The following is a 24,309-nucleotide window of genomic DNA, read 5'->3' as shown; positions in this document are numbered from 1 at the left end:
GATCAAACTGTTAAACTCGCCGCCTGCCAGACACCTGACCGAGCTGAAAACACTGTGGAAATCTTCAAAGAATTTACCTTCGAATCCGCCCACCGCCTGCCCCACGTACCGGAAGGCCATAAATGCGGGCGCCTGCATGGGCATTCGTTCAAGGTGGCTATTCACCTGAGCGGCGATCTGGACCCCCATACCGGCTGGATTCGCGATTTCTCGGAGATCAAGGCGATTTTCAAGCCGCTGTATGAGCGACTCGACCACAACTACCTCAATGACATCCCCGGTTTGGAAAACCCTACCAGCGAAGTGCTGGCCAAGTGGATCTGGAATGAATTGAAACCGCTGCTGCCTGAGCTCAGTGCGATTCGCATTCATGAGACCTGCACGAGTGGCTGCATTTATCGCGGCGAGTAAGCGATAACCTGTCGAAAAACCACCTGCGCGGGTGGTTTTTTTTTGCAAACTGAATTCGCCTGAGCCAGTTTGGCTCAGCGCTGCACCGCTTTGGCACCGGATTGGGCTGGGGCAACTTCATAGGGCTTGCTCCCATTAGCTGATGTCTCTCCCCTGCGTTGGCACGCACGATGCAAACGAGCTGCGTCACTACTCAGGGAGCAGCACCCATGACGCAGCAACCACCTGGCAACGATTACCCCCTTAGCGAAGTTCCCCTGCATGCACGCAAAGGCCTGGCCTCTACGGCCATGGTGCTGCTGGGGTTTACCTTTTTTACTGCAACCATGTTTGCCGGTGGCAAGCTGGGGGTGGCGTTCAGTTTCATCGACATGCTCGGGGTCGTGGCCCTGGGTAACCTCTTGTTGGGTATCTATGCCGCAGGCCTGGGTTACATCGCGTTCAAGAGCGGCTTGAATTCGGTGTTGATGGGGCGTTTCTGCTTTGGCGAAGTGGGCAGCAAGCTCAGTGACTTGATCCTCGGTTTTACCCAGATCGGTTGGTATGCCTGGGGCACGGCCACGGCAGCCGTAGTATTGGGCAAGTATTTCCAACTGAGCCCAGGCAGTGTGCTGGGGTTGATGATGGTGTTTGGCTTATTATTCTGCGCTACCGCCTACGTGGGGTATCGCGGGCTGGAAATCCTGTCCTGGATCGCAGTGCCGGCCATGGGGTTATTGTTGATTCTGTCGATGTGGGTCGCCACGGTGAAGGTCGGCGGGCTGCCGGGGCTGCTGGCGGTGGTGCCGACCGCGGAGTTGGACCTGTCCACGGCGATCACCCTGGTGTTTGGCACCTTCGTCAGCGGTGCGACCCAGGCCACCAACTGGACGCGCTTTTCGCGCTCGGCCAGGGTCGCAGTGCTGGCCAGTCTGATCGGCTTTTTTATCGGCAATGGCCTGATGGTGCTGATCGGCGCCTACGGCGCCATCGTCTATCAACAACCGGATGTGGTGGAGGTTTTGCTGCTGCAAGGCTTCGCCATGGCCGCGATGGCGATGTTGCTGCTCAATATCTGGAGCACTCAGGACAATACCATCTACAACTTCGCCGTCGCCGGTTGCAACCTGCTGCGCACCCAACGCCGCAAGACCGTGACTCTGGCCGGTGCCGTGATCGGCACCCTGCTCGCCTTGCTTGGTATGTACGACCTGCTGGTACCGTACCTGATCCTGCTGGGCACCGTGATCCCGCCGATTGGCGGGGTGATCATGGCGGACTTCTTCTATCGTTATCGCGGCCAGTACCCGCGCCTGGCGGATGCTCGCCTGCCAGCATTCAACTGGCCGGGTCTGGTAGCGTATGGGGTGGGTACCGTGCTGGCGTTCAATTCGCCATGGGTCGCGCCGCTGGTGGGAATTGTTGCCGCATCGCTGACCTACGTGTTGCTCAGCGCCATACTACGCAGCATGACCGCCGGGGCATCGGTATCGTCCTGAGGATCCGGCGGCTGCCTGCCTGATTGTTTTTAGCCAAGAGGAACTTGACCATGCACATCATCAATGCCCGCCTGCGCAACCGTGAAGGCTTGCATGATCTGCACCTGGAACACGGCCGGATCGCCAGTATTACTGCGCAAACAAGGGTGCCCACGCTCGGGGCCGGCGATTTGGATGCCGCCGGTAACCTGGTGATACCGCCCTTCGTCGAGCCCCACATCCACCTCGATGCCACGCTCACTGCCGGCGAACCGCGCTGGAACATGAGCGGTACGCTGTTCGAAGGGATCGAGTGCTGGGGTGAACGCAAGGCCACCATTACCCAGGAAGACACCAAGGCCCGAGCCAAAAAAACCATTCAAGCCCTCGCCGCCCATGGCATCCAGCATGTGCGCACCCATGTCGACGTCACCGACCCGGACCTCACCGCGCTCAAGGCCATGCTGCAAGTGCGAGAAGAAAGCGCACACCTGATCGATCTGCAAATTGTCGCCTTTCCCCAGGAAGGCATTGAGTCGTTCCGCAATGGCCGCGAGTTGATGGAGGAAGCCATTCGCTTGGGCGCCGATGTGATCGGCGGCATCCCCCACTTCGAATACACCCGCGATCAAGGGGTCAGTTCGGTGAAGTTCCTTATGGACCTGGCCGAACGCACAGGTTGCCTGGTGGACGTGCACTGTGATGAAACCGATGACCCACACTCACGCTTTCTCGAAGTGCTTGCCGAAGAAGCCCGCAGCCGCGACATGGGTACCCGCGTCACCGCCAGCCACACCACGGCCATGGGCTCTTACGACAACGCGTACTGCGCCAAACTGTTTCGCCTGCTGGGGCATTCCGGCATCAGCTTTGTGTCTTGCCCCACCGAAAGCATCCACCTGCAAGGCCGCTTCGACAGCTTCCCGAAACGCCGCGGCGTCACTCGTGTCAACGAGCTGCTTGAGGCCGGCATGAACGTGTGTTTCGGCCAGGACTCCATCGTCGATCCCTGGTACCCGCTGGGTAACGGCAACATCCTGCGCGTGCTGGAAGCCGGCCTGCACATCTGCCATATGCTCGGCTACCGCAACCTGCAAAGCGCGCTGGACCTGGTCACCGACAACAGCGCCAAGGCCATGGCTCTGGGTGACCGCTACGGTCTGGAAGCGGGCCGCCCGGCCAACCTGCTGATCCTGTCGGCCGACAGCGACTACGAAGTCATTCGTAGCCAGGGCCTGCCGCTGTACTCGATCCGCAACGGCAAGGTGCTGATGAAGCGGCAACCGGCACAGGTGGAGTTTATGTGACCCAGTGGCTAAACGATTGAGTCGATATCCAGTGTTTGCGGCCTTGCCAGATCATTGTGGGAAGGCGTTGGGATGCTGGCAAACTGAGCAGGCTCGTGATTCTCACGGTGGCTGAACCAGCGTTTGAGGCTGGCTTGCAGGTGCGCCGCCCCCGCATGACTGCCGTAGACATCGCGGGCTTCAATGCGACGCCAGCGCAGGCTGGCCAAGCGCTCGCGGCTGGCGTGCAAACGGTCGATCTCGGCGTTCAAGGCATCGTTGGTTTCATGGCTGCGATCATTGGCCGGGCGCCGACGGGCGAGTTCACGCCGTTTGGCCCGCAGTTGCGCGCGCATGTCCTCAAGAGCCTGGTCAAGCAGCTCGAACTCCCTTGCGGTCACCAGGGTGCCTTGGCTATCCAGGGTTTGTTGCCAGCGTCGCAATGTAGCCCAGGCCGCGGGGACGTAGCTGGCGGTCATGAAGTGTTGACCGGCCTGAAAAAGCTGCCTCAATAGAGTGTCGCGGTGGGGCATGTCGCCCTGCAGTTGCAACGCGCGATTACAACCCGCTTCTTGGATGGACTCACAGCCTGGCTTCCATAACACCGAAGAATGGGTGCCGTCCGGGAGCATGATCGGCATGAAGTGATGTTGCTCACCATGATGTTGGTAGGGGTTGCCACCCATGCGCACCAACCCTGCGGCGAATAACAGGCCGCCGGGTGCAGGCGCACTGAATAAGGTGATGGCCCCGGGTATCCAGAGTTTGGCGGTGGTGTTCATCCACGGGGCGGGAACACTGGGCACGGGGTCGTTGTGATTGACGATGCGGTGGTGAACCAGTGACGAAGCGCCGACAGTGAATTCGGAGTCTGCGGCGCGGGGCGCGCCGTAGGTGTAAAGGAGGATGTTGTAGTGGGCGTCCGGCATTCGGCGCAGCCCTTCGGCAAGCAGCAATGCAATGGCACCACCGAGGCTGTGGCCGCAAATGATAATGCGTTGGCCGGTGTGAAACTGATCAAGGTATCGCAATACGAAATTACGCATAGCACGGTAGGCCTGGTAAAAACCGTCGTGCACTTTTCCGACGCCTTCGGCGAAAGGCACCTGATGGGCGTCTGCGTCACGTAGCACATCGGTATGGCTGACGGTTCCTCGCACAGCGATCAGGATTGCCTCACCGTGATGAGTGACGAAAGCCTGGGTATCCGTGCCGAACTTTTCGTCATCGAAAAAATGCAAATGGGCGGGGTGCTCCTGCTCTTCCTTCAGTTCCGGTCGGTTTTGGGGATATAACTCAGGATCGAATGGCAAGATTTCGAAACGGCTGGAATAAGGGACCTCTTCATAGAGAGGATGAAAACGCTGCACTTGCTTCGGATCAATTCGCCAGGCTTCTTGATACAAGGAGAGCTGTTCAGCGAATAAATTTCCAACGCTTGGATCCAACGGAAAGCGGACTTCATGCAAAGGCCTTTCTGAGGGTACCTGACCAAAATCGCAATAACTCAACGCAGCAAACAATGCGAGTTGGTACAGGTTCAGGGCACTGAATTTATCTTCAATAGATAGCATGGGGCGCAACGCCCGTAGTGGTCGTACTTCGAGAACAGTGTGGTTGTTGGGGAACAGTACGATACCGGACAACGTTGGCTCGGGTGGGCCGAACCCCAGATCGGCCATCATCTTCAGTGCGTGACGTTTGGGACGATGGGCACAAGGTCTTATCGGAGGGAGGTGGGCGGCATGGCGCACTAGATCCCTGACTTCAACTTGGTAGAACCGGTTGGCTTGTTGTTGTGCAGGATTGGCCTCAGCCCGACGCCCATCGGCCACAGCGAATCCAGTCTGCTCAGCACGAACTTGCAGCTCGGTAACAGGAAGCTGATAAGTCGGTCGCATCATTAACCGGCGATATGGCTGACCTGATCCTGAATACAGCTCATCAAAAACAAGAACCACAGGGCCGCTATTAATATTCTCCAGCTTGGCAAAACCTAATCCGTTCAATCTCCCCTTGTACTCCTGTCCTGCACTGTCGCGGACGGTATATGGCAGGCCGCCATACGTCGCGCCAACTCCGAGCTCATCGACCAGGCAAAAGCTGACCCAGTGCCCTCGCAATGAACAAGCTGGCGCACTGTCGCTGAAAAAGGATCGCTTCCTTGCGTCCAAATACATGGCTTAACTCCTTATCACTCACACGTTGGATAAATATTGCAGATGCGGCCATCCGGCATTTTTATTGGCTTGAAATCGGTGTTATTGCCATTGCAGTAAGCATCCTGATCGGCGAAATCTATACCCTTACAGCGTTTCCACCCTCCTGGAACAGCGACCCAGTTATCGCCAAAAGCGGGGCGTTCCTCATCCGTCACCTTTAGCGTCATCCTGAGGGTTTTCCCCCGCAGTTGATCGCGCTGTGCATTTCCACCAACGCGTGTTGTCTGCAGCTGCCCCAGCGCATTAACCGAACGGCACTGGAGGATCTTCCTGATCGCATGAAAGGGACCGACTGTCCGAAACAACCATTGACACTGACCTGATAACGCCTGCACACCTTGCTGCTGTATCCCAGGCCTATCCAGATGATCTCCAATAGAGATATAGGCATCATCCCCACCCACATCTGCATCCCGCGCGCCCCACTTCGCATAAAAACCAAACTCCACACTGCGCAGTACCAACGGGCAACCCTCGACTGTTTCAGTCAGCGGTAGTTCATAGCTAACCCTGCTCGCTACCGGTTTGTATTCCGTAAAAAAGACTTTTCGCTCTGGTCTCTTATCTCGACGCCTGGGCAAAACACAGCTCTCACCCGTCGCGGGTCGGTAATTGGCAGCGGTTTTAAGTTCAAACTGCGCCGGCAAATCCACCTCCAACGTAAAACTATCCACCCCCCGCCCCGCGCAGCCCGAAAGCGCCACGCCCCCAAGAACAGGCAACACCGCTGCCATCCACCTATTCACCGCTTTCCCCCTCCCTGCGCCATTGCTCCACGACCCGTTCAAAATGCGCTTCAGGCGCCTCCCCACCCCGAGGGGGCCAATGAATAACGCTGCTTCGGATCGCCTCTTCCAACCGGCGCACCACCAGGAACGCCAACTGCTCGGGGCTGCGCCATTGCCAGGTCCGAGCCTGTTCCAGTACTTGGGTGAGCCAGACCCTGGGGTCCTGGAATTCGACCAGTGCCGCCAGGTCCTCACTGTGTTCCGCGAGCAGGTAACGGAGGATATTGGCGTGCAAAATGGCGTCGGCTTGTGGGTTGGGTGTGTTGAGCCAGGGGGCTGGCTCCGGTGCAGAATAGTGGCCCGGAGCAGGGTTTTCGCTTTGATGCCAGCGGCCTTCATGCCAATAACACACACTGTTCAGCGGCCCGAGATAGACCGGCCAGTGCTCCTTGGATAGATGGAGCAAGGCGCGGGCCAGGGTGCGGTTGTCGTGAATACGATAGAGCGTCTGCCGCCCCGCTGGCCCCACCAGCAGCCTGTCGCGCCAATGACGCGCCACTCCCGTCAAGTCGGCAGCAGATAGGCTAAAGAGCCATCCCCAGTTCGATTCGGGGTGTCGCAGCAGATCAATCAGCGCGGGCTCATTCGCTTGCTCCAGCAATAGGATCAGCGGGCCGGAACTCGCCAACTGCGCCGCAGCGGTCTCGCTGTAGAGGTTGCAATAACGCGACAGATCGCGTTCTGCCAGCAGCGGTTGGCTAGCCTCATGACGCCCCTCAAGCATCAGGCACAGGTGATAGCCGCGTTGCTGCTGTTGGGCCATCCATCGAGTGACCAGGCTGTCCATCAAGCCGCCCTCCCCGCCATATCGTACTGACCTTCGCGGCAGCATTCGCACAGGGGGAAAAAGTCCGCACCCAGTTTTTTAGCCAAATCCATGATGACGCCTTGCGCTGCAGACATTTGCGCGTCGGCAACTGACGAGGGCGTTGCGCACGGTGCCCCGCCCAGGGTGATGGGCCGGCTGCTGAAAATACCGCCGGCCTGAATCAGCAGGTGCTCGCCGCCCGCCTTCAGGCTCAGTTGCGCACCCGCATCGATCACCAGGTTGGCGCCCGCCTTGAGATGAACCTGTTGCCCGGCTTCGATCACCAGGGTCTGAGCAACACGGGTGAGGCTATCGCCCTGTACGTCGAGGTGGTCGTGCGCCTCAAGCACAACCTTGCGAGCACCGAGAACGTGGCGACGCTCCTCACTTTCCAAGCGAACCGTACTGGCTCCACGAATGACTTCATGCCGTTCCCCTGCCACTTCCAGGCGGCTGTCATGCCCCACCTGTTGTTCCAGATCACGCTGGGCACGCAGATAGATGAGTTCTTCGCCACGGCGATCTTCAAGGTGCAGCTCATTACCACCGCCACCGCCTGGGGAGCTGCGGCTGCGCAGTACGGTGCGTGTCTTGTGTTGCGGCAAAGGGTAGGCCGGCAAGTGCAACGCATTGGGCAGGCAGCCGTTGACCAAAGGTTGGTCCGGGTCGCCTTCCAGAAAGCTCACCAGCACTTCCATGCCTACCCGTGGAATGACCAGGGCGCCAAACCCGTCACCGGCCCAACCCGACGCTACCCGCAGCCAACAGCTGCTCGTATCGTCGTTTTTGTCCAGGCGATCCCAGTGAAAGCGCACCTTCACTCGGCCATAGGCATCACAATGCACGTCCTCACCAGCGGGCCCGGTTACCGTTGCGGTCTGGCTGCTACTGATCGTCGGCTTGGGGTGCTTGAGGGCCGGGCGATGCACTGCGCGCCAGGGCGTTGCAGTGAATCGGTTGCGATAGCCCTGAAACCCGGCGGCCTCGAATGCCGACTCCTCCAACACCTGCGGCTGGTAGCCCTCATGACGCACCGATGTCAGCAACCATAAGTCATTGCAGGCTGGATCCGGGTGCCCGCACAGTTCAAGAAAATGACCACTGCGTAACGCGGGTTGATCGCTTTTGCCCAACACCCGATGACGATCACGCTGATGGCGCTCCAGGCCACGTCGCGCCAGTTGCGCTCCCCGGGCACGGCCAGTGAAACCACCGGGGTATTCATAGTCGTCCCAGGGCTCTGCCGCTTTGGCACCGGCCTGTTCTTGCAGGCGAAACGAAGGATGCTCAAAGTCATAGTCTCGACGTACAGTTCGCTGACTGCGTGTTTGCAAACGCCGGTCGAAGCGCTGGACCACCCGGGCCTCGAGCGCCGGATCAGCCGACGAACAATAACGCTGCACCGCCAGCCGTCGAAATACTGTTTGATCATCACCGAATACCAACAGATGGTTATCCACGCTGTGGCGAAAGTGGTAGTGAATACCCTCTTCCTCACACAGCCGCTGGATAAAGTGCAGGTCCGATTCCATGTACTGCACGCAAAAAACTCGCGGCGGGTACACCACGGGGCCGAGTTCGAAGGCATAGGCATCGGCGAGAATCCCGTGGTGCTCAAGGACTGTTGCAAGGATCTGCGGCACGCTGCGTTGCTGGAATATCCGCTGGTCGCGGCGATGGGCAAGACACGCCAGGCGCGGGGCGAGGGTCAGGTGATAACGGGTGAGCCGCACGCCGGGATCATCTCGACCGATGGCGTAGACCTGCCCATGCAGCCCCTGATCCGCTTCGCCAAAGTCCAGATAGGCGGGTTGATGAAGCAGCGCCTCCAAATCGAAAGAAGGGTCTTCGCTGACCAATTGCACATGTATGAAGTAAGGCTGATCGAGGGCTTCAGTGCCTTTGAATGCCACTACCTGAAAGTCTGTGATTATGCCTGGAAGAACTAATTTGAAACGTGACGAAACAAACGCGTTAACCATCCCTTGTTACCCGCAATCAATTTTTCAACTGAACGACTCTCCCTCGCCAATACCGGGTGGATTGCGAAAAAAAGCACCTGAACACGCTAAAGCTTAGCGATTTCATGCGCTTTTCGGCCTTTTCCAAATAAAACAGAAGTTTCGTACATCGAGGATGGAAGTGTCGCTTATAAAGCAGGACATACAGCCAATAAGGTATCGAAGAACAACAAGAAAATTCTTACGCGAGTTTATATCTGCATAACCCAGTTCCAAAGAAACAGCTGACATCTTTCCAAGCTGGTAGCCTTCTTCCCTAAATAACGGATATGTACTCGGTCTGATCCAGCACGCTGGTCGTGCCCGGAAGCCTATATCGGGATCAAGCTCCCTCGCCACAGGTCCGGCGTCGTACCAAGGTGTGTTGATGTCTCCTCATTTGGAAGTGGTCTGGAAGGTGGTAATCCGCCGCAAGAAACCTGGGGTTCAGCCACTCTCACGAGGATTACTCACCTTCCAGACCACCTCCTACAGGTTCGATCACTCGTGTGTGGTTATCAGCCGCCAAAGCGTTCCGGCTTTGTAAAAAACAATTGTCGCCATCGGTACTTCCAATCCCGCACGCGAAGGGAACCCGGCTCGCTCCAAAGGGCCTGATGTGCAAGGATGTCGCGCTGGACATCGCTCGATAAACGCAAAACCAAGGATTTCTCATGACTGCCATCCCCACCCCTGCGCCCGTAATCCCCGGGCGGCTGGAGCAGATGTCGACGCGCATCGCTTTCTTTATCGCAGGCTTTGGTATCGCTGCCTGGGCGCCCCTGGTGCCCTATGCCAAAGCGCGCGCAGATCTGAATGAAGGCACGCTTGGCCTGCTGCTGTTGTGCCTGGGCGTCGGCTCGATCCTCGCGATGCCGGCAGCCGGCGCCCTGGCATCGCGCTACGGCTGCCGTCGTGTACTCACCGCAGGGACCCTCATGATCTGCCTGGCCCTGCCGATGCTGGCCACGGTCAGCTCGATCCCGTTGTTGATCGCTGGCTTGTTCCTGTTTGGCGCGGGCCTGGGCACCGTGGACTCTACCGTCAATCTGCAAGCGGTGATTGTCGAGCGCGCCAGTGGCAAAACCATGATGTCGGGCTTCCATGGTTTATTCAGCCTGGGAGGGATCGTTGGCGCGGCGGGGGTTGCCGGTTTGCTGGGCCTGGGCCTGTCGCCACTGCAGGCGACGCTGGTAGTGGTGGTTATCATGGTTGCGGCATTGCTCAAGGCCGCACCGCACCTTTTGCCTTATGGCAGCGAAAGCTCCGGCCCGGCGTTTGCGGTGCCCCATGGTGTGGTGTTGTTTATTGGGTGCCTGTGTTTCATCGTATTCCTGGCCGAAGGTGCGGTGCTGGATTGGAGTGCTGTATTCCTCAGCGCTGAACGCGGCCTGGATGAAGCGTACGCCGGCCTTGGCTACGCGGCATTTGCCTTGACCATGACCGCGGGGCGTTTGACCGGTGATGCCATTGTCCGACGCCTGGGGACTACGCGCGTGATCGTGATCGGGGGCACCTTGGCGTGCGTCGGCCTGCTCATCGCGACGCTATTGCCGGCCTGGCAAACTGCATTACTGGGGTACGCATTGGTGGGTGCCGGGTGTTCAAATATCGTGCCGGTGCTGTACACCGCCGTCGGCAAACAGAAGGTCATGCCGGAACATATTGCGGTACCGGCCATCACCACGCTCGGTTACGCCGGTATTCTCGCCGGCCCTGCGGTGATCGGCTTTATCGCCCATGGCAGCAGCCTGAGTACCGCCTTTGTATTGATTGCGGTGTTGCTGGCGGCCGTGGCCATCAGCGGCAAAATCCTCAAGGTATAGGCGCGGCAGTCAGCGCGCTTTGCGAGCATCGTCCTGCTCCCGCCAGCGCTCGAGGCTTTTGTTGCTCAGCCAACCCTCTTTGTAAGTGGGGCCAAACAGTCGCGTGCCATTGGCACGTTCCAAGGAAGGCAGCAAACCAGGGCGCTCTATAACGTTTTTCGCCGTGTAGACACACCATTCACTGTACTGGGGCCTGGGCATGCCGGTAGATGGGTCCAGTACAGTGCTGCCCTGCTGATCAACTTCGTACGGGTCCTGCATGACCGCCTTGAGCTTGGCAATCTCAACGTACTGATGTTGTTCGAACAGGAAGGTGCGATCCATCGTCTTGTCTCTCAAGTGTTCAAACTGGCTTTGCAGCGCTTGCACCACTTGCGCGTTGCCTTGGGTATGAAACGGATCCTGGCTGAATACGCTCGCCGAGCTGTTGCCATGCAACGCCTGGGCTGCCGTGCTGAGACTGTCACGCGTGATATCACCGTCGCGGCTGAAGATGGTGTCACTTAACCGCGGACGCTTGAGAATTTCCCTGACGACCTGAATGGCACCATCCAGTGCCTCGGTTTCACCCAGGGGTTGAGCCGCGATCCGCTGCAATGACATCCAGGTCAAGCGCCCCTCATTAAGGAAGGGGTGCAGCAGACCAAAGGCTTTTTCAAGGGCCTTTGCCAATTGCTTGTCCGTTGAAGTTGCACCTGGCACGGACCCGCTCGCCCGTTCAGTGGGGAAGTTCTGCAGGTCTCGATGACTTAGAACGGATAACGTTCCGCGCGAAAGAATGGGCTTGCCAGAGATGCCTCGCTCAGGCGTGCAAGAAGCTTCCTGCCAGGTGACCGGTGGTAGCGTCGTTGCTTGCGCGGCTGATCCGCCAAGGGCAAGAGGCCGGCCGGGAGGTAGTACACCCTCGATTTTCATGGATTTTCTCCAACTCTGTTCAGATGCATATCCGCTTGGTGACCTGTGCCGGAATGAACCAGATCAACGAATGGATTCCACTCGGACAAGCACCTCATATGTGGTTGGAGGGAGACGGCAGTTCCGGATGAGCAACGAATACCAATGACAATATGTAAAAGCCCAGGCGAGGCACGATCAACCGGACTTTCGACTACGCCACCACGTCGCCAGACTATTGATCAGCCCGGTGCGTTTCAGTGAGTCGGCGTGGGCCACTGGAACCTGACGGTCCGCCAGCATGCCCCGGGAAAAATCATCTGCAACGGGTGCCTGAAACTTCCGCTCGCTGGCAAACGCTTTCATGCGCCGGGCTTGGGCCACATATTCCTGCGCAGCGGTGGGGATACCTTCTGACACACCGCCCTTCTCGGATATGGCAGGATTTGCTTGCTGGGGGTTTTGCAAAAGTTCAAGGCGGCAAGGTTGGGAGGAATTAAACGAAGTTGAAGTCATGTGTTTTCCCTCGGACAAAATGTGAAAAGTGGCGGGCCTATGCACCACCACAGCTATCACCTATGTGGCAAATAAGCGTAAGCCGTTCCTTAAATAACGGAATCAGGCGCCGTTCTCGCAGCACAGCGCCTGAAGGTGGGTTATTGGGCCAGTAGGGCCAATGCTTTGCGACGGATCTTTCCGTCACCGTCGGCACTGACGAGGTTATCCATCAGCTTGAGCAGATCACCTCGTTTCATGACTGCCTGGGCCAATTGGATCAGGTGATCCTTGTCGGCATCGCCCGTGAGCGCCTGACTTGCGAGTTTCTTCAAGTCTCTGAATTTAAGGCTAGGCCCGCCGCTTCCCTCTTTGAGTTCATCGAAATGCTCAAGCATTTCAGCGGCCAACTCTTTGTCAGTCTTGTACTTGAAGTAGTTATCCCCCTGGATAACCGCGTTCAGGCTTTTCCAATCAATAAGATCATTCAACGCACCGGTTTGACCGTCTCGGTCAAGCGCCGCCATCAGCTCCGGCCGCCGCAGCAGCTCATTGGCCAAGCGGGTGTTTTCCCTCATGACCGGATTGGGCGACCATCCTCTTTTCGCCATTGCAAGAATGCTGTCAACACTGATAGACCCAGGGTTGTTTGGGTCTCTAAAGGCATTGAAGCTGTCGCGCAATTGCTGCGCCAACTCTTCGTTGCTCTTCAATGAATATTGCGGGTCGGGCCTGCCGGGTGCGACCGGATATGGCCTCCCCCCTGCGGTAGGGTCGGGGCGCAAAGGTGGATTGCTTGCCCCTGGGTTGGGCCTTGGCGGCGGGTTGCTACAGCCTGGATCAGGTCTTGGTGGCTGCCCACAGCCGGGATGCATGGGCGGCCGATGCCCCAAGAACCAATGACTGAGCCAGCGCTTGAGTTGGCTCAGTAAGTGACGCAGCCCGGAAGGGTTGTGGTGATGGCCAAGCACATCAGCAACAGTGGTTGCCGGCTGATGTTGATCGAACACCGGCCCGGCCTTGTTTTGCGCGGACGGGAAGCTCACATGGGCAGCACTCTGATCATTGAAAGAAGGCGCAGCAGGTGCCTCGCGGGTGTGCTTGACGACGGCCTTGGCAGTGGCTTGCGAAAGGTCTGGCGTTGGTGAAGCAGAGACGGACGTATCCATCGATACCGACATAGGTTTCTCCATTACAGTGGGCGCGATTTCAGCTTGTCGCTCCAACGCAGTGTCGAAGCCCATCAGCTTTCCCATGTGTGGTTTTGTGTCGGAAACAGTTCCTGATCCAGCAACAATATGTGCTTTGACGGTGTAGGAAACAGATCAGGCAGGGTCGCGTTACGTCTGGCACAGGTAAAAAAAATCGCAGCCCCTGGGCTGCGATGTTTGCCAACAATCGAAGATCAGAACCCTACGCTTGCCTGTACAAAGAACGTGCGCGGCTCGCCCAGGTATATCCCGGCATTGTTGTCACTGGAGCGCGTGTAATGTTGCTGGTCGAAGAGGTTTTTCACCCCCACGCCAAGCTTCAGGTTCGACAGTTGCGCGCCAAAGTCATAACCGCTGCGCAGGTTGACCGACACATAGCCCGGAATATCACCGTACTGGCCGTCAGCGGTGCCTTGAGTGATGTAGGTGGTGCCGGTGCCTGGCGCACGTTGGCCAGACTGGGCATAGATGTCCAGGTTGTGGGTCCAGTGGTTGACATCGTAGCGCAGGCCCAGGGTCGCCACTTCACGGGAATACAGCGGCAGATCGCGGCCCTTGAACGGCACGTCACCCTCGGAGGTGGCCTTGGTATAGGTAAAGCCGGCGTTGGCGGTCAGGCCGTCGAGGCGCGGGTCAAGATTGGACAAGTCGTAGTGAGCCGACGCTTCGATACCGGCGTGCTTGGTGGCGCCGAGGTTGGTCCAGCCCACGTCGTTGCTGACGTATTGCAGTTCATCGGCAAAGTCGATGTAGAACAGCGTCACTTCGCCGCCCCAGATGCTGTCGTTGTAGCGCGTCCCGATCTCGTAGGTCTTGGCTTTTTCCGGGTTCAGGCCATTGGCGGTCTGGTTGCCGGTACCGCCCTGCCCCAACTGGAAATACTGCAAGCTGCCGAAGGAGGTTTCGTAGTTGGCGAACAGTTTCCATGCGTCGCTGACGTGGTACATCACGCTCAGAGCCGGTAGCGGTTCATTGTTATGGATCTCGCGGCGCTTTTCCTCGGTACGCTTGCCGTTCAGGGCCACGACCGGGCGGTCATGCCATTCGGTGCGGATGTCTTCAAAGCGGATGCCCGGGGTGATCGTCCATTGGCCGATGTCGATTTTGTTGTCGATGTAGAAAGCGTTGGCTTCGGTGCCGCCGGTGCGGTCTTGATAAACGTGGCCGTCGTTCTGCCCACCTGGCGTGGGCACGTTGTTGACCAGGTTCAGGCTCGTAGCCTGTTCGTGCATGCCTTCCTTCAAGTAGCGGTAGCCAACGCTGACTTCCTGCGTGCTCGGGCCCACGTCGAACACATGGGACACCCGCGGTTCGATGCCGAAGGTGTAGTAGGTGCGGGGGTAGGAACTGAGGGTTTTCAGATCGCGGTTGGCGATGTTGCTGCCTCGAAAGCTGTCGGAGTAGTAGGTCAGTACTTCTGCCTGGGTACGGTCGTCGATCTGGCGGATGTACTTGAAGGACACGTCCTTGCGGCGGCCGCTGAAGTTGTCCCAGTCGCGCACCGACTGGTAAGGGTTGGCGTCAAATTGCTTCTGGGTCAGACCACCGGGCATGTCGGCGCTGGCATCGTAATAGTGGAAGTTGAGCGAGAAGTCGTCTTGATCAGTCGGCGCCCAGTGGGTCTTGAAGATCACGTCGTCAATGTCGTTGGAATTGTTGCTGTTGCGGTAGCCGTTGCCATTGACGCCGGAGTACAGCAACGCGGCGCCGATGCCGTTGTCGGCGGTGCCGCCGATAAACGCATTCTCCACGTGCTTCCATCCACCGTGGGCGGACGTTTGCAGGGTGGTACCGACTTCACCGGAGAATTTTTCCGGGATGGCGCGGGTCACGAAGTTGATCACGCCGCCGACGTTTTGTGGGCCATAGCGCACGGAGCCGGCGCCGCGCACGACGTCGATGCTGTCCAGGTTACCGGCGGAAATGGGGGCCATCGACAGTTGCGGCTGGCCGTACGGGGCGAAGGCTGCCGGTACACCATCAATCAGCACGGTGGAGCGTGGCGACAGGCGTGAGGTCAAGCCGCGTACGCCGACGTTGAGGGAAATATCGCTGCCACCGGTGCCATTGGATTCCTGCACCTGCACACCAGGCACGCGGCGCAATACGTCACCAACGTTCATTGCGCCCTGCTCCACCATGGCTTCGCGGCGCACCACAGTGCGTGCTCCCGCATGGTTTTGCACCACGGCGGCATCGGCATCGCCGAGCCAGTCGCCCACCACCTTGATGTCGGTGACGCCCAGTTCCAGTGGCGAGCCGGCCTCGCCGGTGCCGGCGCTCAACGTGCGCAAGGTCACCGAACCTGCGTCGATCTGGTAATCCAGCCCACTGCCTTGCAGCAATTGGCGCAGGGCTTGTTCAGGCGAGAGATTGCCATCCACCGCGGGGGCTTGCTTGCCGGCGACCATATCGGGGCTGAAGAACACTTGCAGCGAAGTTTGCTGGCCCAGTTGGCTCAAGGCTGCGCCCAGGGGCTGGGCGCGAATATGAATGCCATCGCCAGCCTGGGCGACAGGCAGCGCGATGCTGACAGCAATGGCCAGGGCGAGCGGCGCCCAGCGGGAGATTTTATTGTTGTAGAGGGCGAGTTTTTTCACGTCGAACCTAATCCTGTGATCGCAAGAGTGTGCGGCCGTTAATGCAAACCAGTTGCAGTTGCAGGAGAAGACGAACAACTCGAAAAAAACCTGAATGTCAGCGTGAAATAATTTCCTGACTGCCGTCCGGCAAGGCGCGCAAGGCAACCGGCAGGATATGCGGCAGGGCTTTGAGCAAAGCGTCGGTGTCGTTGGCGTTGAACACGCTGGTCAGGCGCAGGTTACCCACCGCTGGCGTGGTGACGCGCAACGGTTGCTCGCGGTAGCGCGACACCTCCCGCGCCACCTCGGCCAGGGTGGCGTTGTTGAACACCAGTTTACCGGTGCGCCATGCCGTCAGTTCTTCAGGGTTCACCGCGTAGGCTGCGGCCACCTGGCCCTGAGTATCGACGTGAGTGCCCCGGCCGGCGGTGAGCGTCACGATTGGGGTCGATGCCTGCCCCTGCACCTTGACCGTGCCGGCTGCGACCACCACGCGGGTCTGCTCATCATCGCGCCGCACATCGAAGCGCGTGCCGGTGACCGTCACCTGCCCTGCGCCGGCGGCGACCACAAAGGGGCGACTGGCGTCGTGCTCGACGCTGAACATCGCCTCGCCCTGCTTGAGTTCAATGCCTCGCCGGCCTTTTTCGTAGTGAACCGCAACCACGCTGCGGCTGTTAAGGTCCATCACAGAACCGTCGGGCAGAGCCACTTGGCGCTGCTCGCCCACTCGGGTACTGAACTCGGCGCTGTAGGGCTTTGGTTGGCCCAACCCGCTGACCAAACCCAGGCCCACCGCAATGGCAACCACACTGGCCGCTACCGCATAGCGCAACACCGCAGCACGCCTGGGGCGCTCAGCCGGCACGTCGCACAGGGCCTGCAAACGGGGTTGGGAAAGCAGATCCGTGGCGCTCCACAGCCCTTGCAGTACATCGAATTCATATTGGTGTTCGGGCTGCTCGGCACGCCAGGCATCGAAACGTTGACGCTCTTCGGCATTCAACGGGCCGTCTTGCAGGCGCACAAACCATTGCGCCGCCTCGTCACGGGCACGCTTATCCATCGGGGAAGATCCTGTTCCTAAGCGGGTCATGGCGCCATTGCATCCAGGCGGTCACGCAGATGCCGCAGGGTGCGGATCATATACTTTTCCACCATGTTTTTAGATAGCCCCAGGCGCGCGGCGATTTCCTGCTGGGTGAGCCCCTCGATTTTCTGCCAGATAAAAATCTTGCGGCAGTTGAGCGGCAACTCGGCCAGGGCCCGCTCGATGGAGTCGGCCAACTGAATCGCGTGCATGTAATGCTCCGGGTCGCCGTTATGGGGAGCCTGATCCACGGCCTGCAACGTCAACGCCTCGCGGCGTTCGTCGCGGCGGTAGCCGTCCACCGCGATATTGCGGGCGGTTTGATGCAGGTAGGCGCGTGGTTGCGCAACCTCGCTGGCGTGGGACTCAAGCACTCGCACAAAAGTATCGTGGGTCAGATCCTCGGCTTGTTGACGGTTCCTCAAGCGTCGGGTCCAGGTTCCGATCAACTCTTCGTAGTGCTCGAAAAAGCCTGTTCTGCGGGGCGGCTGAGGAATCATCGCGAAGGCACTGAGGAGGCGGGGCGTGAATAGTAATGCTTCCTATTAAGCGGAGCAATTGCTGTCCATCGGCGGTACGCCCACCGCATTCAAAACCCTCAACTTTTTGAAATCACGCTGCTCATGTATTGATGCAGATCGCGAAAATCCTGAACGCTCCACGCGTGCGGCGCTATCTTTACACCGTTGTCCTTCAAGGTCTTTGGAATCAGGTTGCCATTTGGGCGAAGTATGATCGACGAGACGATCACCCCAGGATAATCATGCAGCCGCTGCTTGAATGCGGCGGTAGTAAGGTCAGGCGTGGGCGGATTGCTTTTTTTAGCCAATGGCCCGCTGGCCTTTATATCCGGTCCATGGCACACAGCGCACCGTTGGAGATAGAGCGTTTTGCCATTGCTGTTTTCCTCTACGGCCGATGACACTTGAAGCAGTGATAAAACAGCTGTTAAGCCTATGACTAAGGGTTTCATTCTTGGGGTGCCTGTCGACATACGCATTCCTTTGCTCCATCCCTTATCTTTTATTTTCAGCATATTACGATAAACCTGCGCCTTGCGCCCCGGCGCTACGCCAACGGCCCCGGCCTGGGCGTACAAGCCATGCGATGAACTTCCACTCCCCGCCGCCAGTCAGCTGAAAGGACTCTCATAAACACAGTGGGTGGGCGATGCGGATTTCCTTGCAGCAACAAGTGGCCCTGGTCACCGGTGCCAGTTCCGGCATTGGTGCGGGCGCGGCTAAAGCGCTGGCCGACGCTGGCGCGGCGGTGGTGCTTAACTACAACTCCCAGGCGGCACCCGCCGAGGCCCTTGCGGCGCAGATCAATGCCAACGGCGGCCGAGCGCTTGCCATCGGCGGCGATGTGTCCAAGGAGGCCGACGTCGAGCGCCTATTCGCTCAGACCCTCGATGCCTTTGGCAGCCTGGATATTCTGGTAGCCAACTCCGGGCTGCAAAAAGACGCCAACCTGGTCGACATGACCCTTGAGGACTGGAACACCGTGATCGGTGTCAACCTCACCGGGCAGTTCCTCTGCGCCCGCGCGGCGGTGCGTATCTTCAGTCGTCAGGGGGTGCGTGAGGGCGTGTCACGGGCCGCCGGCAAAATCATCCATATGAGTTCGGTGCATCAAGTCATCCCTTGGGCCGGGCATGTGAACTATGCGGCGTCCAAGGGTGGCGTGGAGATGCTGATGCGCACCCTCGCCCAGGAAGTCAGCGAGCAACGCATCCGCATCAATGGCATTGCGCCGGGGGCGATTCGTACGGCGATCAACCGCGCCGCCACTGAAGGCGCGGCGGAAAAAGAGCTGCTTAAATTGATTCCTTATGGCCGCGTCGGTGAGGTAGAAGATGTGGCCAATGCGGTGGTGTGGTTGGCCAGTGATGCTTCTGATTATGTGGTCGGCAGTACGCTGTTCATTGATGGCGGCATGAGCCTTTATCCGGAGTTTCGCGGCAATGGTTGATTTGAAGAAAGAGCACCAAAGCGCCATCGATGCCCATGGCATCATCGGCGACATGCGCAGTGCCGCACTGGTAAATGACCGGGGCAGCATCGACTTTTTCTGTTGGCCGGAATTCGACAGCCCGTCGATCTTCTGCGCGCTGCTCGACACGCCCGATGCCGGCACCTTCCAACTCACCCCGGACCTGCCCAACGCCCGCCGCGAGCAGATCTACCTGCCTGACACCAACGTACTGCAAACCCGCTGGCTGAGTGACGAGGCGGTGGTGGAAATCACCGATCTGCTGGTCGTCAGCGAAGACGTTGACGATTTGCCGCTGCTGATTCGCCGAGTGCGCGTGGTCAGTGGCCAGGCAACTATGCATCTGCGCTGCACCGTGCGCCATGACTATGCCCGCGCCAAGACTCACGCTACAGCGGACGATGGCGGTGTAGTGTTCCGCGCCGACGGCCAGCCCGGCCTGCGCCTGGTGGGCAGCCAGCCGCTGACCCTCGACGCGGATGCGGCCGTCACTCGCTTCACCCTGGCCCAGGACGAAGGCGCCGAATTTGTGCTCGGCGGCCAGGACGATCCGCGGGTGATCAACGACTGCACCAATCTTTATCTGGAGCGCACCCTGGCGTTCTGGCGCGGCTGGATCGGACAGTCCAATTACCGTGGACGCTGGCGCGAAATGGTCAATCGTTCGGCCTTGGCGCTTAAGCTTTTGACCTCACGCAAGCACGGCGCAATCATCGCCGCGGCGACTTTCGGCCTGCCGGAAAGCCCCGGCGGCGAGCGCAACTGGGATTACCGCTACACCTGGATCCGCGATGCCTCATTCACCGTCTACGCGTTTATGCGCCTGGGCTTTGTCGAGGAAGCCAACGCCTATATGCGCTGGCTCAAGGGCCGAGTCAGCGACTGCTGCGGCCAGCCCACCAAGATCAACATCCTCTATGGCATCGACGGTCGCCAGGAGTTGCCGGAAACCACCCTCGATCATTTGAGCGGCCACGGCGGCGCACAACCGGTGCGTGTGGGCAATGAAGCGTTCGACCAGATCCAGCTGGATATCTACGGCGAACTGATGGACGCCGTTTACCTGGTCAACAAGTACGGCGAAGCCATTTCCCACGAAGGCTGGAAACATACGGTGGAAGTGGTCGATCAAGTGTGTGAGATCTGGAACCGCAAAGACGTGGGCATCTGGGAAATGCGCGGCGAGCAGCATCACTTTCTGCACTCGCGCCTGATGTGCTGGGTGGCCCTGGATCGTGCCATTCGCCTGGCCTCCAAACGCTCACTGCCCGCCCCGTTTGCACGCTGGGACCAGACGCGTCAGGCAATCTACGCCGATATCTGGAGCAACTTCTGGAACGAAGAGCGCGGGCATTTCGTACAGCATATCGGCAGCACGGCGCTGGACGGCTCGATGTTGTTGATGCCGCTGGTGCGCTTCGTTGCCGCCACCGACCCCCGTTGGCTGGCGACGCTGGAAGCAATCCAGAAAAGCCTGGTGCGCGACGGCATGGTCTACCGCTACCGCAATGACGACAGCCAGATCGACGGGCTGCAAGGCACCGAAGGCGCATTCGCCGCCTGCTCGTTCTGGTACGTCGAATGCCTGGCCCGCGCCGGGCAGGTGGAAAAAGCCCATCTGGAATTCGAACAGCTGCTGCGCTACGCCAACCCGCTGGGGTTGTACGCCGAAGAGTTCGACAGCCAGGCTCGGCACTTGGGCAACACACCCCAGGCGTTGAGCCATCTGGCCTTGATCAGTGCGGCAACGTTCCTGGACCGCAAACTCAGCGGGGAGAAGACTGTATGGCAACCCTGACCTCCCCGGCCGCGCTGTTGTATGTACGCACGTCCATGCTAGACGTGGCTTACGAGACGCACGGCCCCATCGCGGGCGAGCCGGTGATCCTGCTGCATGGCTTCCCTTATGACCCTCGCGGCTATGACGACATCGCGCCAGTGCTGGCCGAGCAAGGCTATCGGGTGTTGGTCCCGTATTTGCGCGGGTATGGCCCGACGCGGTTTATCAACGACCAAATCATGCGCTCCGGCCAGCAAGCGGCGTTAGCCAAGGACCTGCTGGATTTCATGGATGCGCTGTCCATCAGGCAGGCCACTCTCGCCGGGTATGACTGGGGTGGGCGCGCGGCGTGTATTGTTGCCGCGCTGTGGCCCGAGCGGGTGCGCGGCCTGGTGACGGGGGATGGTTACAACATCCAGGACGTCGCCAAGTCCCTCAAGCCTCGGGCGCCGGAAACCGAGCATCGATTGTGGTACCAGTATTACTTTCATACCCAGCGTGGGGTTGACGGTTTGACCGCCAACCGACGTGAGTTGTGTGAGTTGCTATGGCGGCTTTGGTCGCCGACCTGGCATGAAGGGCCGAGTCTGTATGGCAAGACGGCGCCATCGTTTGATAACCCGGATTTTGTCGCGGTGGTGATTCACTCCTATCGGCATCGATTCATGTATGCACCGGGTGATCCCGCGCTGGAACCCATTGAGCAGGCATTGGTGCAGCCACCGGCGATAACGGTGCCCAGCATTTCATTGTGCGGCGCCGATGATGGCGTGGGCCCGGCGTCGCAAGAGGATGACGATGTGGAGCACTTCCGCGGTTTTTATCGACGGCAAGTGCTGCCAGGTGTTGGCCATAATGTGTTCCAGGAGGCGCCCCATGTCACGCTGGCAGCACTGCAGGAATTACTCGACCGCTGAAAAACGCTCCCGATATGCCTGAGGCGTCACCGACAAGGTCCGCAGGAAACTGCGGCGCAATGTTTCTTCACAGCCAAAGCCGCAATGCATAGCGATACGTTTGATCGAAGTGGTGCCGTCTGCCAATTGCCGGCGGGCACTTTCGAGTCGGATCAGTTCAACCGCACGCGCCGGGGTTTGGCCGGTCTCGGCGCGATAGTGGCGCACGAAGCTGCGCTCACTCATACCGGCCTGGGCCGCCAAGGTGGCGATGTTAAGGTCCAGCGTCAGGTTTTCGGCGATCCAGGCGTGCAATTCGGCAAAGCGGCTGTCGCTCTTTTGCAACGATAACGTCACGCTGAATTGCGACTGCCCGCCAGGGCGCTTGAGGAACACCACCAAGTGCCGCGCCACTTCCAGGGCGAAGGCGCGTCCCAGGTCCTCTTCTACCAGGGCCAGGCACAGGTCGATCCCGGCAGTCACACCGGCCGAGGTCCACACCGCGCCTTGCTGGATGAAAATCGGATTGGACTCCACCGTCAGCGCCGGATACTTGCGCGCCAGTTCTTCACAACGCGTCCAGTGCGTGGCCACGCGGCAGCCGTCGAGCAGGCCACTGGCGGCCAGCAGAAACGCCCCGGTGCAGACCGAAGCCATGCGCCGGGCGTGCCGGGATTTTTCCCGCACCCAGTGCACCAGCGCCGGCTCGTCGGCAGCGCCGTACACGCCCCAGCCTCCGGCGATTACCAGCGTGTCACACGGTGTATCGATCGCTGGCAGCGGCTCGGCCAGTAGCGCCAACCCGGAAGACGTCATCACCGGCCCAGCCTGCGCTGCAATCACACTTGCGGTGTAGGGCAACGGCAAGCCACGCTGGCGCGCCAGGTCATTGGCCGACGCGAACACTTGCAGGGGCCCGGTCACATCGAGCACCTGGGCATTGTCAAAGGCGAGTACGTGGATAATTCTGGGCATATTGGCGTGATTCGTGGGCTCAATGGCGTACTCGCCAAAGCCTAGGCTTCTAAAGTGAGGTCGTCCATTCCTTTTCGGAGCTTGATTCATGACCTTGCAGATCGGCTTTCTGTTGTTCCCCGGCATCCAGCAACTGGACCTTACCGGCCCCTATGATGTCCTCGGTTCGCTGCCAGACGTGAAGCTGCACCTGGTGTGGAAAGACCTCGCGCCGATCACCTCCAGCACTGGCCTGGTATTCACGCCGACCATGACCTACGCCGACTGCCCGAACCTGGATGTGCTTTGCGTACCCGGCGGCGCCGGTGTAGGCCCATTGATGGAAGACCCGCAAACCCTGGATTTTCTCAAGGCCCAGGCACAGACAGTGCGCTACATGACCTCGGTGTGCACCGGCTCACTGGTATTGGGCGCGGCAGGGTTGCTGCGCGGTCGCAAGGCCACCACCCACTGGGCTTACCACGACCTGCTCGCGCCGCTCGGCGCCATCCCCGTGCAGGAACGCGTGGTGCGTGACGGCAACCTGTTTACCGGCGGAGGCATCACGGCAGGAATCGACTTTGCGCTGACCCTGGCGGCCGAGTTGTATAGCGAAGCGGCGGCACAACTGGTGCAGTTGCAGATCGAATACGCGCCGGCCCCACCGTTTGACTCCGGCCGCCCGGAGACGGCGCCCAGGCATGTACTGGAGGAAGCCAACAAGCGCACGGTGGAGTCACGCAGAGTGCGCGGGGAGATTGTTGCGCGGGCAGCTGCGCGGTTGGGGTGAATGTTCATCGTGGCGAGGGAGCTTGCTCCCGCTGGGGCGCGAAGCGGCCCCGTTCTTGGTTCGGAAGAATGGGACTGCTACGCGGTCCAGCGGGAGGAGTAATTCGGATTTCTCACGTCCGGTCGCTGAATTGGCAACGACTGGGCAAGACTAGTGATGACCATTCCTAGCAGCAACCTTAAAGGGGTGTGGGAAAAAACCGGCTTCAGCGCCTGGACGCAAGGTGAGTCCTAGGCTGCTGTACGAAACTTCTTTTGATTCTTTCGGGGGTAAACCGCCTGTTCGGTTGTAGCCGACAGTAACCACGATGCGAAGCGAGCCGCTCTTGCTCTTGCTCTGCTTTTGATCTTGATCTTAGGCGCCCCGTTAAACCACGCTGGCCGGAATTCGACAGGGATTTGGGGGGTAAACCGGCAGGGATGCCGGTTTAGCCGCCCCGCGCCATGGATGGCGCGTGGCGGCGGCCCCCAAAATCACTGGCGGATTACGGGCACACCGAGCCCAGGCGAGGTGCCGAGTGGTGGGGCAAGAGCGTTTTGCTTACTTTGCCGCTTTTGCAAAGTGAGCCGCCGTCAGGGCGGAACCCTAAGTAGCCGTTACCGCAGGAATGGATATGCTCTCGGTATGACTGTGCCGGCTGTCAGGCCGCCATCGCAGGCAAGCCAGCTCCCACAATTGGATCGCGGGGTGTCAGGTAGAGAAGCATCGCCTGTCAGGCCGCCATCGCAGGCAAGCCAGCTCCCACAATTGGATCGTGGCGGTGTCAGGTAGTTAAGCATCGCCTGTCAGGCCGCCATCGCAGGCAAGCCAGCTCCCACAATTGGATC

The 24,309-nt window shown here is 59.4% G+C and carries 20 protein-coding genes; 8 read left to right on the top strand and 12 right to left on the bottom strand.

Translation table 11 applies throughout. The features are described 5' to 3' along the window. Nucleotides 1–54 precede the first annotated feature (54 nt). The 3 genes from queD to codA all read left to right on the top strand — a co-directional run bounded on the left by queD (nt 55) and on the right by codA (nt 3,175). A complete protein-coding gene (gene queD / locus JFT63_RS27185) occupies nt 55–411 on the top strand; it encodes a 6-carboxytetrahydropterin synthase QueD (RefSeq protein ID WP_003190259.1) in 357 nt (118 codons plus the stop codon). A 209-nt stretch (nt 412–620) separates the two neighbouring features. After that, nucleotides 621–1,889, top strand: a complete 1,269-nt coding sequence (gene codB / locus JFT63_RS27180; RefSeq protein WP_198845142.1) for a cytosine permease — start codon at nt 621–623, stop codon at nt 1,887–1,889. Nucleotides 1,890–1,939: 50 nt separating this feature from the next. Next, nucleotides 1,940–3,175, top strand: coding sequence for a cytosine deaminase (codA, locus tag JFT63_RS27175; protein WP_057704338.1), 1,236 nt, complete (start codon nt 1,940–1,942; stop codon nt 3,173–3,175). 8 nt (nt 3,176–3,183) lie between these two features. On the opposite strand, the gene JFT63_RS27170 is transcribed toward codA, so the two are convergent. Genes JFT63_RS27170 through tssI form a run of 4 tightly spaced genes read right to left on the bottom strand, consistent with a single transcriptional unit; the run spans nt 3,184 to nt 8,954 of the window. Further along, the gene (locus JFT63_RS27170) at nt 3,184–5,334 is read right to left on the bottom strand and encodes a lipase family protein (protein WP_198845141.1); all 2,151 of its coding nucleotides are present in this window, start codon (nt 5,332–5,334) and stop codon (nt 3,184–3,186) included. Between the two features lie 14 nt (nt 5,335–5,348). Next, a complete protein-coding gene (locus JFT63_RS27165) occupies nt 5,349–6,110 on the bottom strand; it encodes a hypothetical protein (RefSeq protein WP_198708114.1) in 762 nt (253 codons plus the stop codon). A 4-nt stretch (nt 6,111–6,114) separates the two neighbouring features. Next, nucleotides 6,115–6,951, bottom strand: a complete 837-nt coding sequence (locus JFT63_RS27160) for a DUF4123 domain-containing protein (protein WP_198845140.1) — start codon at nt 6,949–6,951, stop codon at nt 6,115–6,117. Beyond that, a complete protein-coding gene (gene tssI, locus JFT63_RS27155) occupies nt 6,951–8,954 on the bottom strand; it encodes a type VI secretion system tip protein TssI/VgrG (protein ID WP_198845139.1) in 2,004 nt (667 codons plus the stop codon). The genes JFT63_RS27160 and tssI overlap by 1 nt, the downstream gene beginning before the upstream one ends. 692 nt (nt 8,955–9,646) lie before the next feature. Here tssI and JFT63_RS27150 point away from each other — a divergent pair. After that, entirely contained in the window at nt 9,647–10,798 is a 1,152-nt protein-coding gene (locus tag JFT63_RS27150; RefSeq protein ID WP_057704344.1) for an MFS transporter, read from the top strand. Nucleotides 10,799–10,807: 9 nt separating this feature from the next. Here the strand turns inward: JFT63_RS27150 and JFT63_RS27145 are convergent, their stop codons facing one another. The 7 genes from JFT63_RS27145 to JFT63_RS27115 form a co-directional block, all read right to left on the bottom strand. Next, nucleotides 10,808–11,713, bottom strand: a complete 906-nt coding sequence (locus JFT63_RS27145) for a type III secretion protein (protein ID WP_186562008.1) — start codon at nt 11,711–11,713, stop codon at nt 10,808–10,810. A 177-nt stretch (nt 11,714–11,890) separates the two neighbouring features. Next, entirely contained in the window at nt 11,891–12,208 is a 318-nt protein-coding gene (locus JFT63_RS27140) for a hypothetical protein (protein ID WP_057704345.1), read from the bottom strand. Nucleotides 12,209–12,348: 140 nt separating this feature from the next. After that, complete coding sequence (locus JFT63_RS27135; protein WP_233102427.1) at nt 12,349–13,431, bottom strand: type III secretion effector protein; 1,083 nt, start codon at nt 13,429–13,431, stop codon at nt 12,349–12,351. A gap of 161 nt (nt 13,432–13,592) precedes the next feature. Continuing rightward, entirely contained in the window at nt 13,593–15,998 is a 2,406-nt protein-coding gene (locus tag JFT63_RS27130) for a TonB-dependent siderophore receptor (protein WP_198845138.1), read from the bottom strand. Nucleotides 15,999–16,095: 97 nt separating this feature from the next. Beyond that, nucleotides 16,096–17,046, bottom strand: coding sequence for a FecR family protein (locus tag JFT63_RS27125; RefSeq protein WP_198845137.1), 951 nt, complete (start codon nt 17,044–17,046; stop codon nt 16,096–16,098). A gap of 26 nt (nt 17,047–17,072) precedes the next feature. Next, complete coding sequence (locus JFT63_RS27120) at nt 17,073–17,570, bottom strand: sigma-70 family RNA polymerase sigma factor (RefSeq protein WP_057704349.1); 498 nt, start codon at nt 17,568–17,570, stop codon at nt 17,073–17,075. A gap of 98 nt (nt 17,571–17,668) precedes the next feature. Further along, a complete protein-coding gene (locus JFT63_RS27115; protein ID WP_198845149.1) occupies nt 17,669–18,043 on the bottom strand; it encodes a c-type cytochrome in 375 nt (124 codons plus the stop codon). A 197-nt stretch (nt 18,044–18,240) separates the two neighbouring features. Between JFT63_RS27115 and JFT63_RS27110 the strand changes: the two genes are divergently transcribed. From JFT63_RS27110 to JFT63_RS27100, 3 genes are read left to right on the top strand one after another with little or no spacing between them, the layout of a single operon-like run. Next, the gene (locus tag JFT63_RS27110) at nt 18,241–19,041 is read left to right on the top strand and encodes a glucose 1-dehydrogenase (RefSeq protein WP_198845136.1); all 801 of its coding nucleotides are present in this window, start codon (nt 18,241–18,243) and stop codon (nt 19,039–19,041) included. Next, nucleotides 19,034–20,860, top strand: a complete 1,827-nt coding sequence (locus tag JFT63_RS27105) for a glycoside hydrolase family 15 protein (RefSeq protein ID WP_198845135.1) — start codon at nt 19,034–19,036, stop codon at nt 20,858–20,860. Before JFT63_RS27110 ends, JFT63_RS27105 begins: the two co-directional genes overlap by 8 nt. After that, on the top strand, nt 20,848–21,759 hold the full coding sequence (locus JFT63_RS27100; RefSeq protein ID WP_198845134.1) for an alpha/beta fold hydrolase: 912 nt from the start codon (nt 20,848–20,850) through the stop codon (nt 21,757–21,759). Before JFT63_RS27105 ends, JFT63_RS27100 begins: the two co-directional genes overlap by 13 nt. On the opposite strand, the gene JFT63_RS27095 is transcribed toward JFT63_RS27100, so the two are convergent. After that, nucleotides 21,745–22,713, bottom strand: coding sequence for a GlxA family transcriptional regulator (locus JFT63_RS27095; protein ID WP_057704354.1), 969 nt, complete (start codon nt 22,711–22,713; stop codon nt 21,745–21,747). The genes JFT63_RS27100 and JFT63_RS27095 overlap by 15 nt on opposite strands. 88 nt (nt 22,714–22,801) lie before the next feature. On the opposite strand from JFT63_RS27095, the gene inhA reads away from it, so the two are divergent. Further along, a complete protein-coding gene (inhA, locus tag JFT63_RS27090) occupies nt 22,802–23,482 on the top strand; it encodes an isonitrile hydratase (protein WP_057704355.1) in 681 nt (226 codons plus the stop codon). The last annotated feature ends 827 nt before the right edge of the window (nt 23,483–24,309 follow it).

The organism is Pseudomonas sp. MF7453 (assembly GCF_016405455.1).
In the GTDB taxonomy this organism is placed as follows: Bacteria; Pseudomonadota; Gammaproteobacteria; order Pseudomonadales; family Pseudomonadaceae; genus Aquipseudomonas; species Aquipseudomonas paralactis.
This window is presented reverse-complemented; position numbering and strand designations above follow the sequence as displayed.

What these genes read in the sequence shown, in the direction of transcription:
- codB (WP_198845142.1), top strand. Translation starts at nt 621, where the DNA reads ATGACGCAGCAACCACCTGGCAACGATTACCCCCTTAGCGAAGTTCCC.
- codA (WP_057704338.1), top strand. Translation starts at nt 1,940, where the DNA reads ATGCACATCATCAATGCCCGCCTGCGCAACCGTGAAGGCTTGCATGAT.
- JFT63_RS27170 (WP_198845141.1), bottom strand. Translation starts at nt 5,334, where the DNA reads ATGTATTTGGACGCAAGGAAGCGATCCTTTTTCAGCGACAGTGCGCCA.
- JFT63_RS27165 (WP_198708114.1), bottom strand. Translation starts at nt 6,110, where the DNA reads ATGGCAGCGGTGTTGCCTGTTCTTGGGGGCGTGGCGCTTTCGGGCTGC.
- JFT63_RS27160 (WP_198845140.1), bottom strand. Translation starts at nt 6,951, where the DNA reads ATGGACAGCCTGGTCACTCGATGGATGGCCCAACAGCAGCAACGCGGC.
- tssI (WP_198845139.1), bottom strand. Translation starts at nt 8,954, where the DNA reads ATGGTTAACGCGTTTGTTTCGTCACGTTTCAAATTAGTTCTTCCAGGC.
- JFT63_RS27150 (WP_057704344.1), top strand. Translation starts at nt 9,647, where the DNA reads ATGACTGCCATCCCCACCCCTGCGCCCGTAATCCCCGGGCGGCTGGAG.
- JFT63_RS27145 (WP_186562008.1), bottom strand. Translation starts at nt 11,713, where the DNA reads ATGAAAATCGAGGGTGTACTACCTCCCGGCCGGCCTCTTGCCCTTGGC.
- JFT63_RS27140 (WP_057704345.1), bottom strand. Translation starts at nt 12,208, where the DNA reads ATGACTTCAACTTCGTTTAATTCCTCCCAACCTTGCCGCCTTGAACTT.
- JFT63_RS27135 (WP_233102427.1), bottom strand. Translation starts at nt 13,431, where the DNA reads ATGGGCTTCGACACTGCGTTGGAGCGACAAGCTGAAATCGCGCCCACT.
- JFT63_RS27125 (WP_198845137.1), bottom strand. Translation starts at nt 17,046, where the DNA reads ATGGATAAGCGTGCCCGTGACGAGGCGGCGCAATGGTTTGTGCGCCTG.
- JFT63_RS27120 (WP_057704349.1), bottom strand. Translation starts at nt 17,570, where the DNA reads ATGATTCCTCAGCCGCCCCGCAGAACAGGCTTTTTCGAGCACTACGAA.
- JFT63_RS27115 (WP_198845149.1), bottom strand. Translation starts at nt 18,043, where the DNA reads ATGAAACCCTTAGTCATAGGCTTAACAGCTGTTTTATCACTGCTTCAA.
- JFT63_RS27110 (WP_198845136.1), top strand. Translation starts at nt 18,241, where the DNA reads ATGCGGATTTCCTTGCAGCAACAAGTGGCCCTGGTCACCGGTGCCAGT.
- JFT63_RS27105 (WP_198845135.1), top strand. Translation starts at nt 19,034, where the DNA reads ATGGTTGATTTGAAGAAAGAGCACCAAAGCGCCATCGATGCCCATGGC.
- JFT63_RS27100 (WP_198845134.1), top strand. Translation starts at nt 20,848, where the DNA reads ATGGCAACCCTGACCTCCCCGGCCGCGCTGTTGTATGTACGCACGTCC.
- JFT63_RS27095 (WP_057704354.1), bottom strand. Translation starts at nt 22,713, where the DNA reads ATGCCCAGAATTATCCACGTACTCGCCTTTGACAATGCCCAGGTGCTC.
- inhA (WP_057704355.1), top strand. Translation starts at nt 22,802, where the DNA reads ATGACCTTGCAGATCGGCTTTCTGTTGTTCCCCGGCATCCAGCAACTG.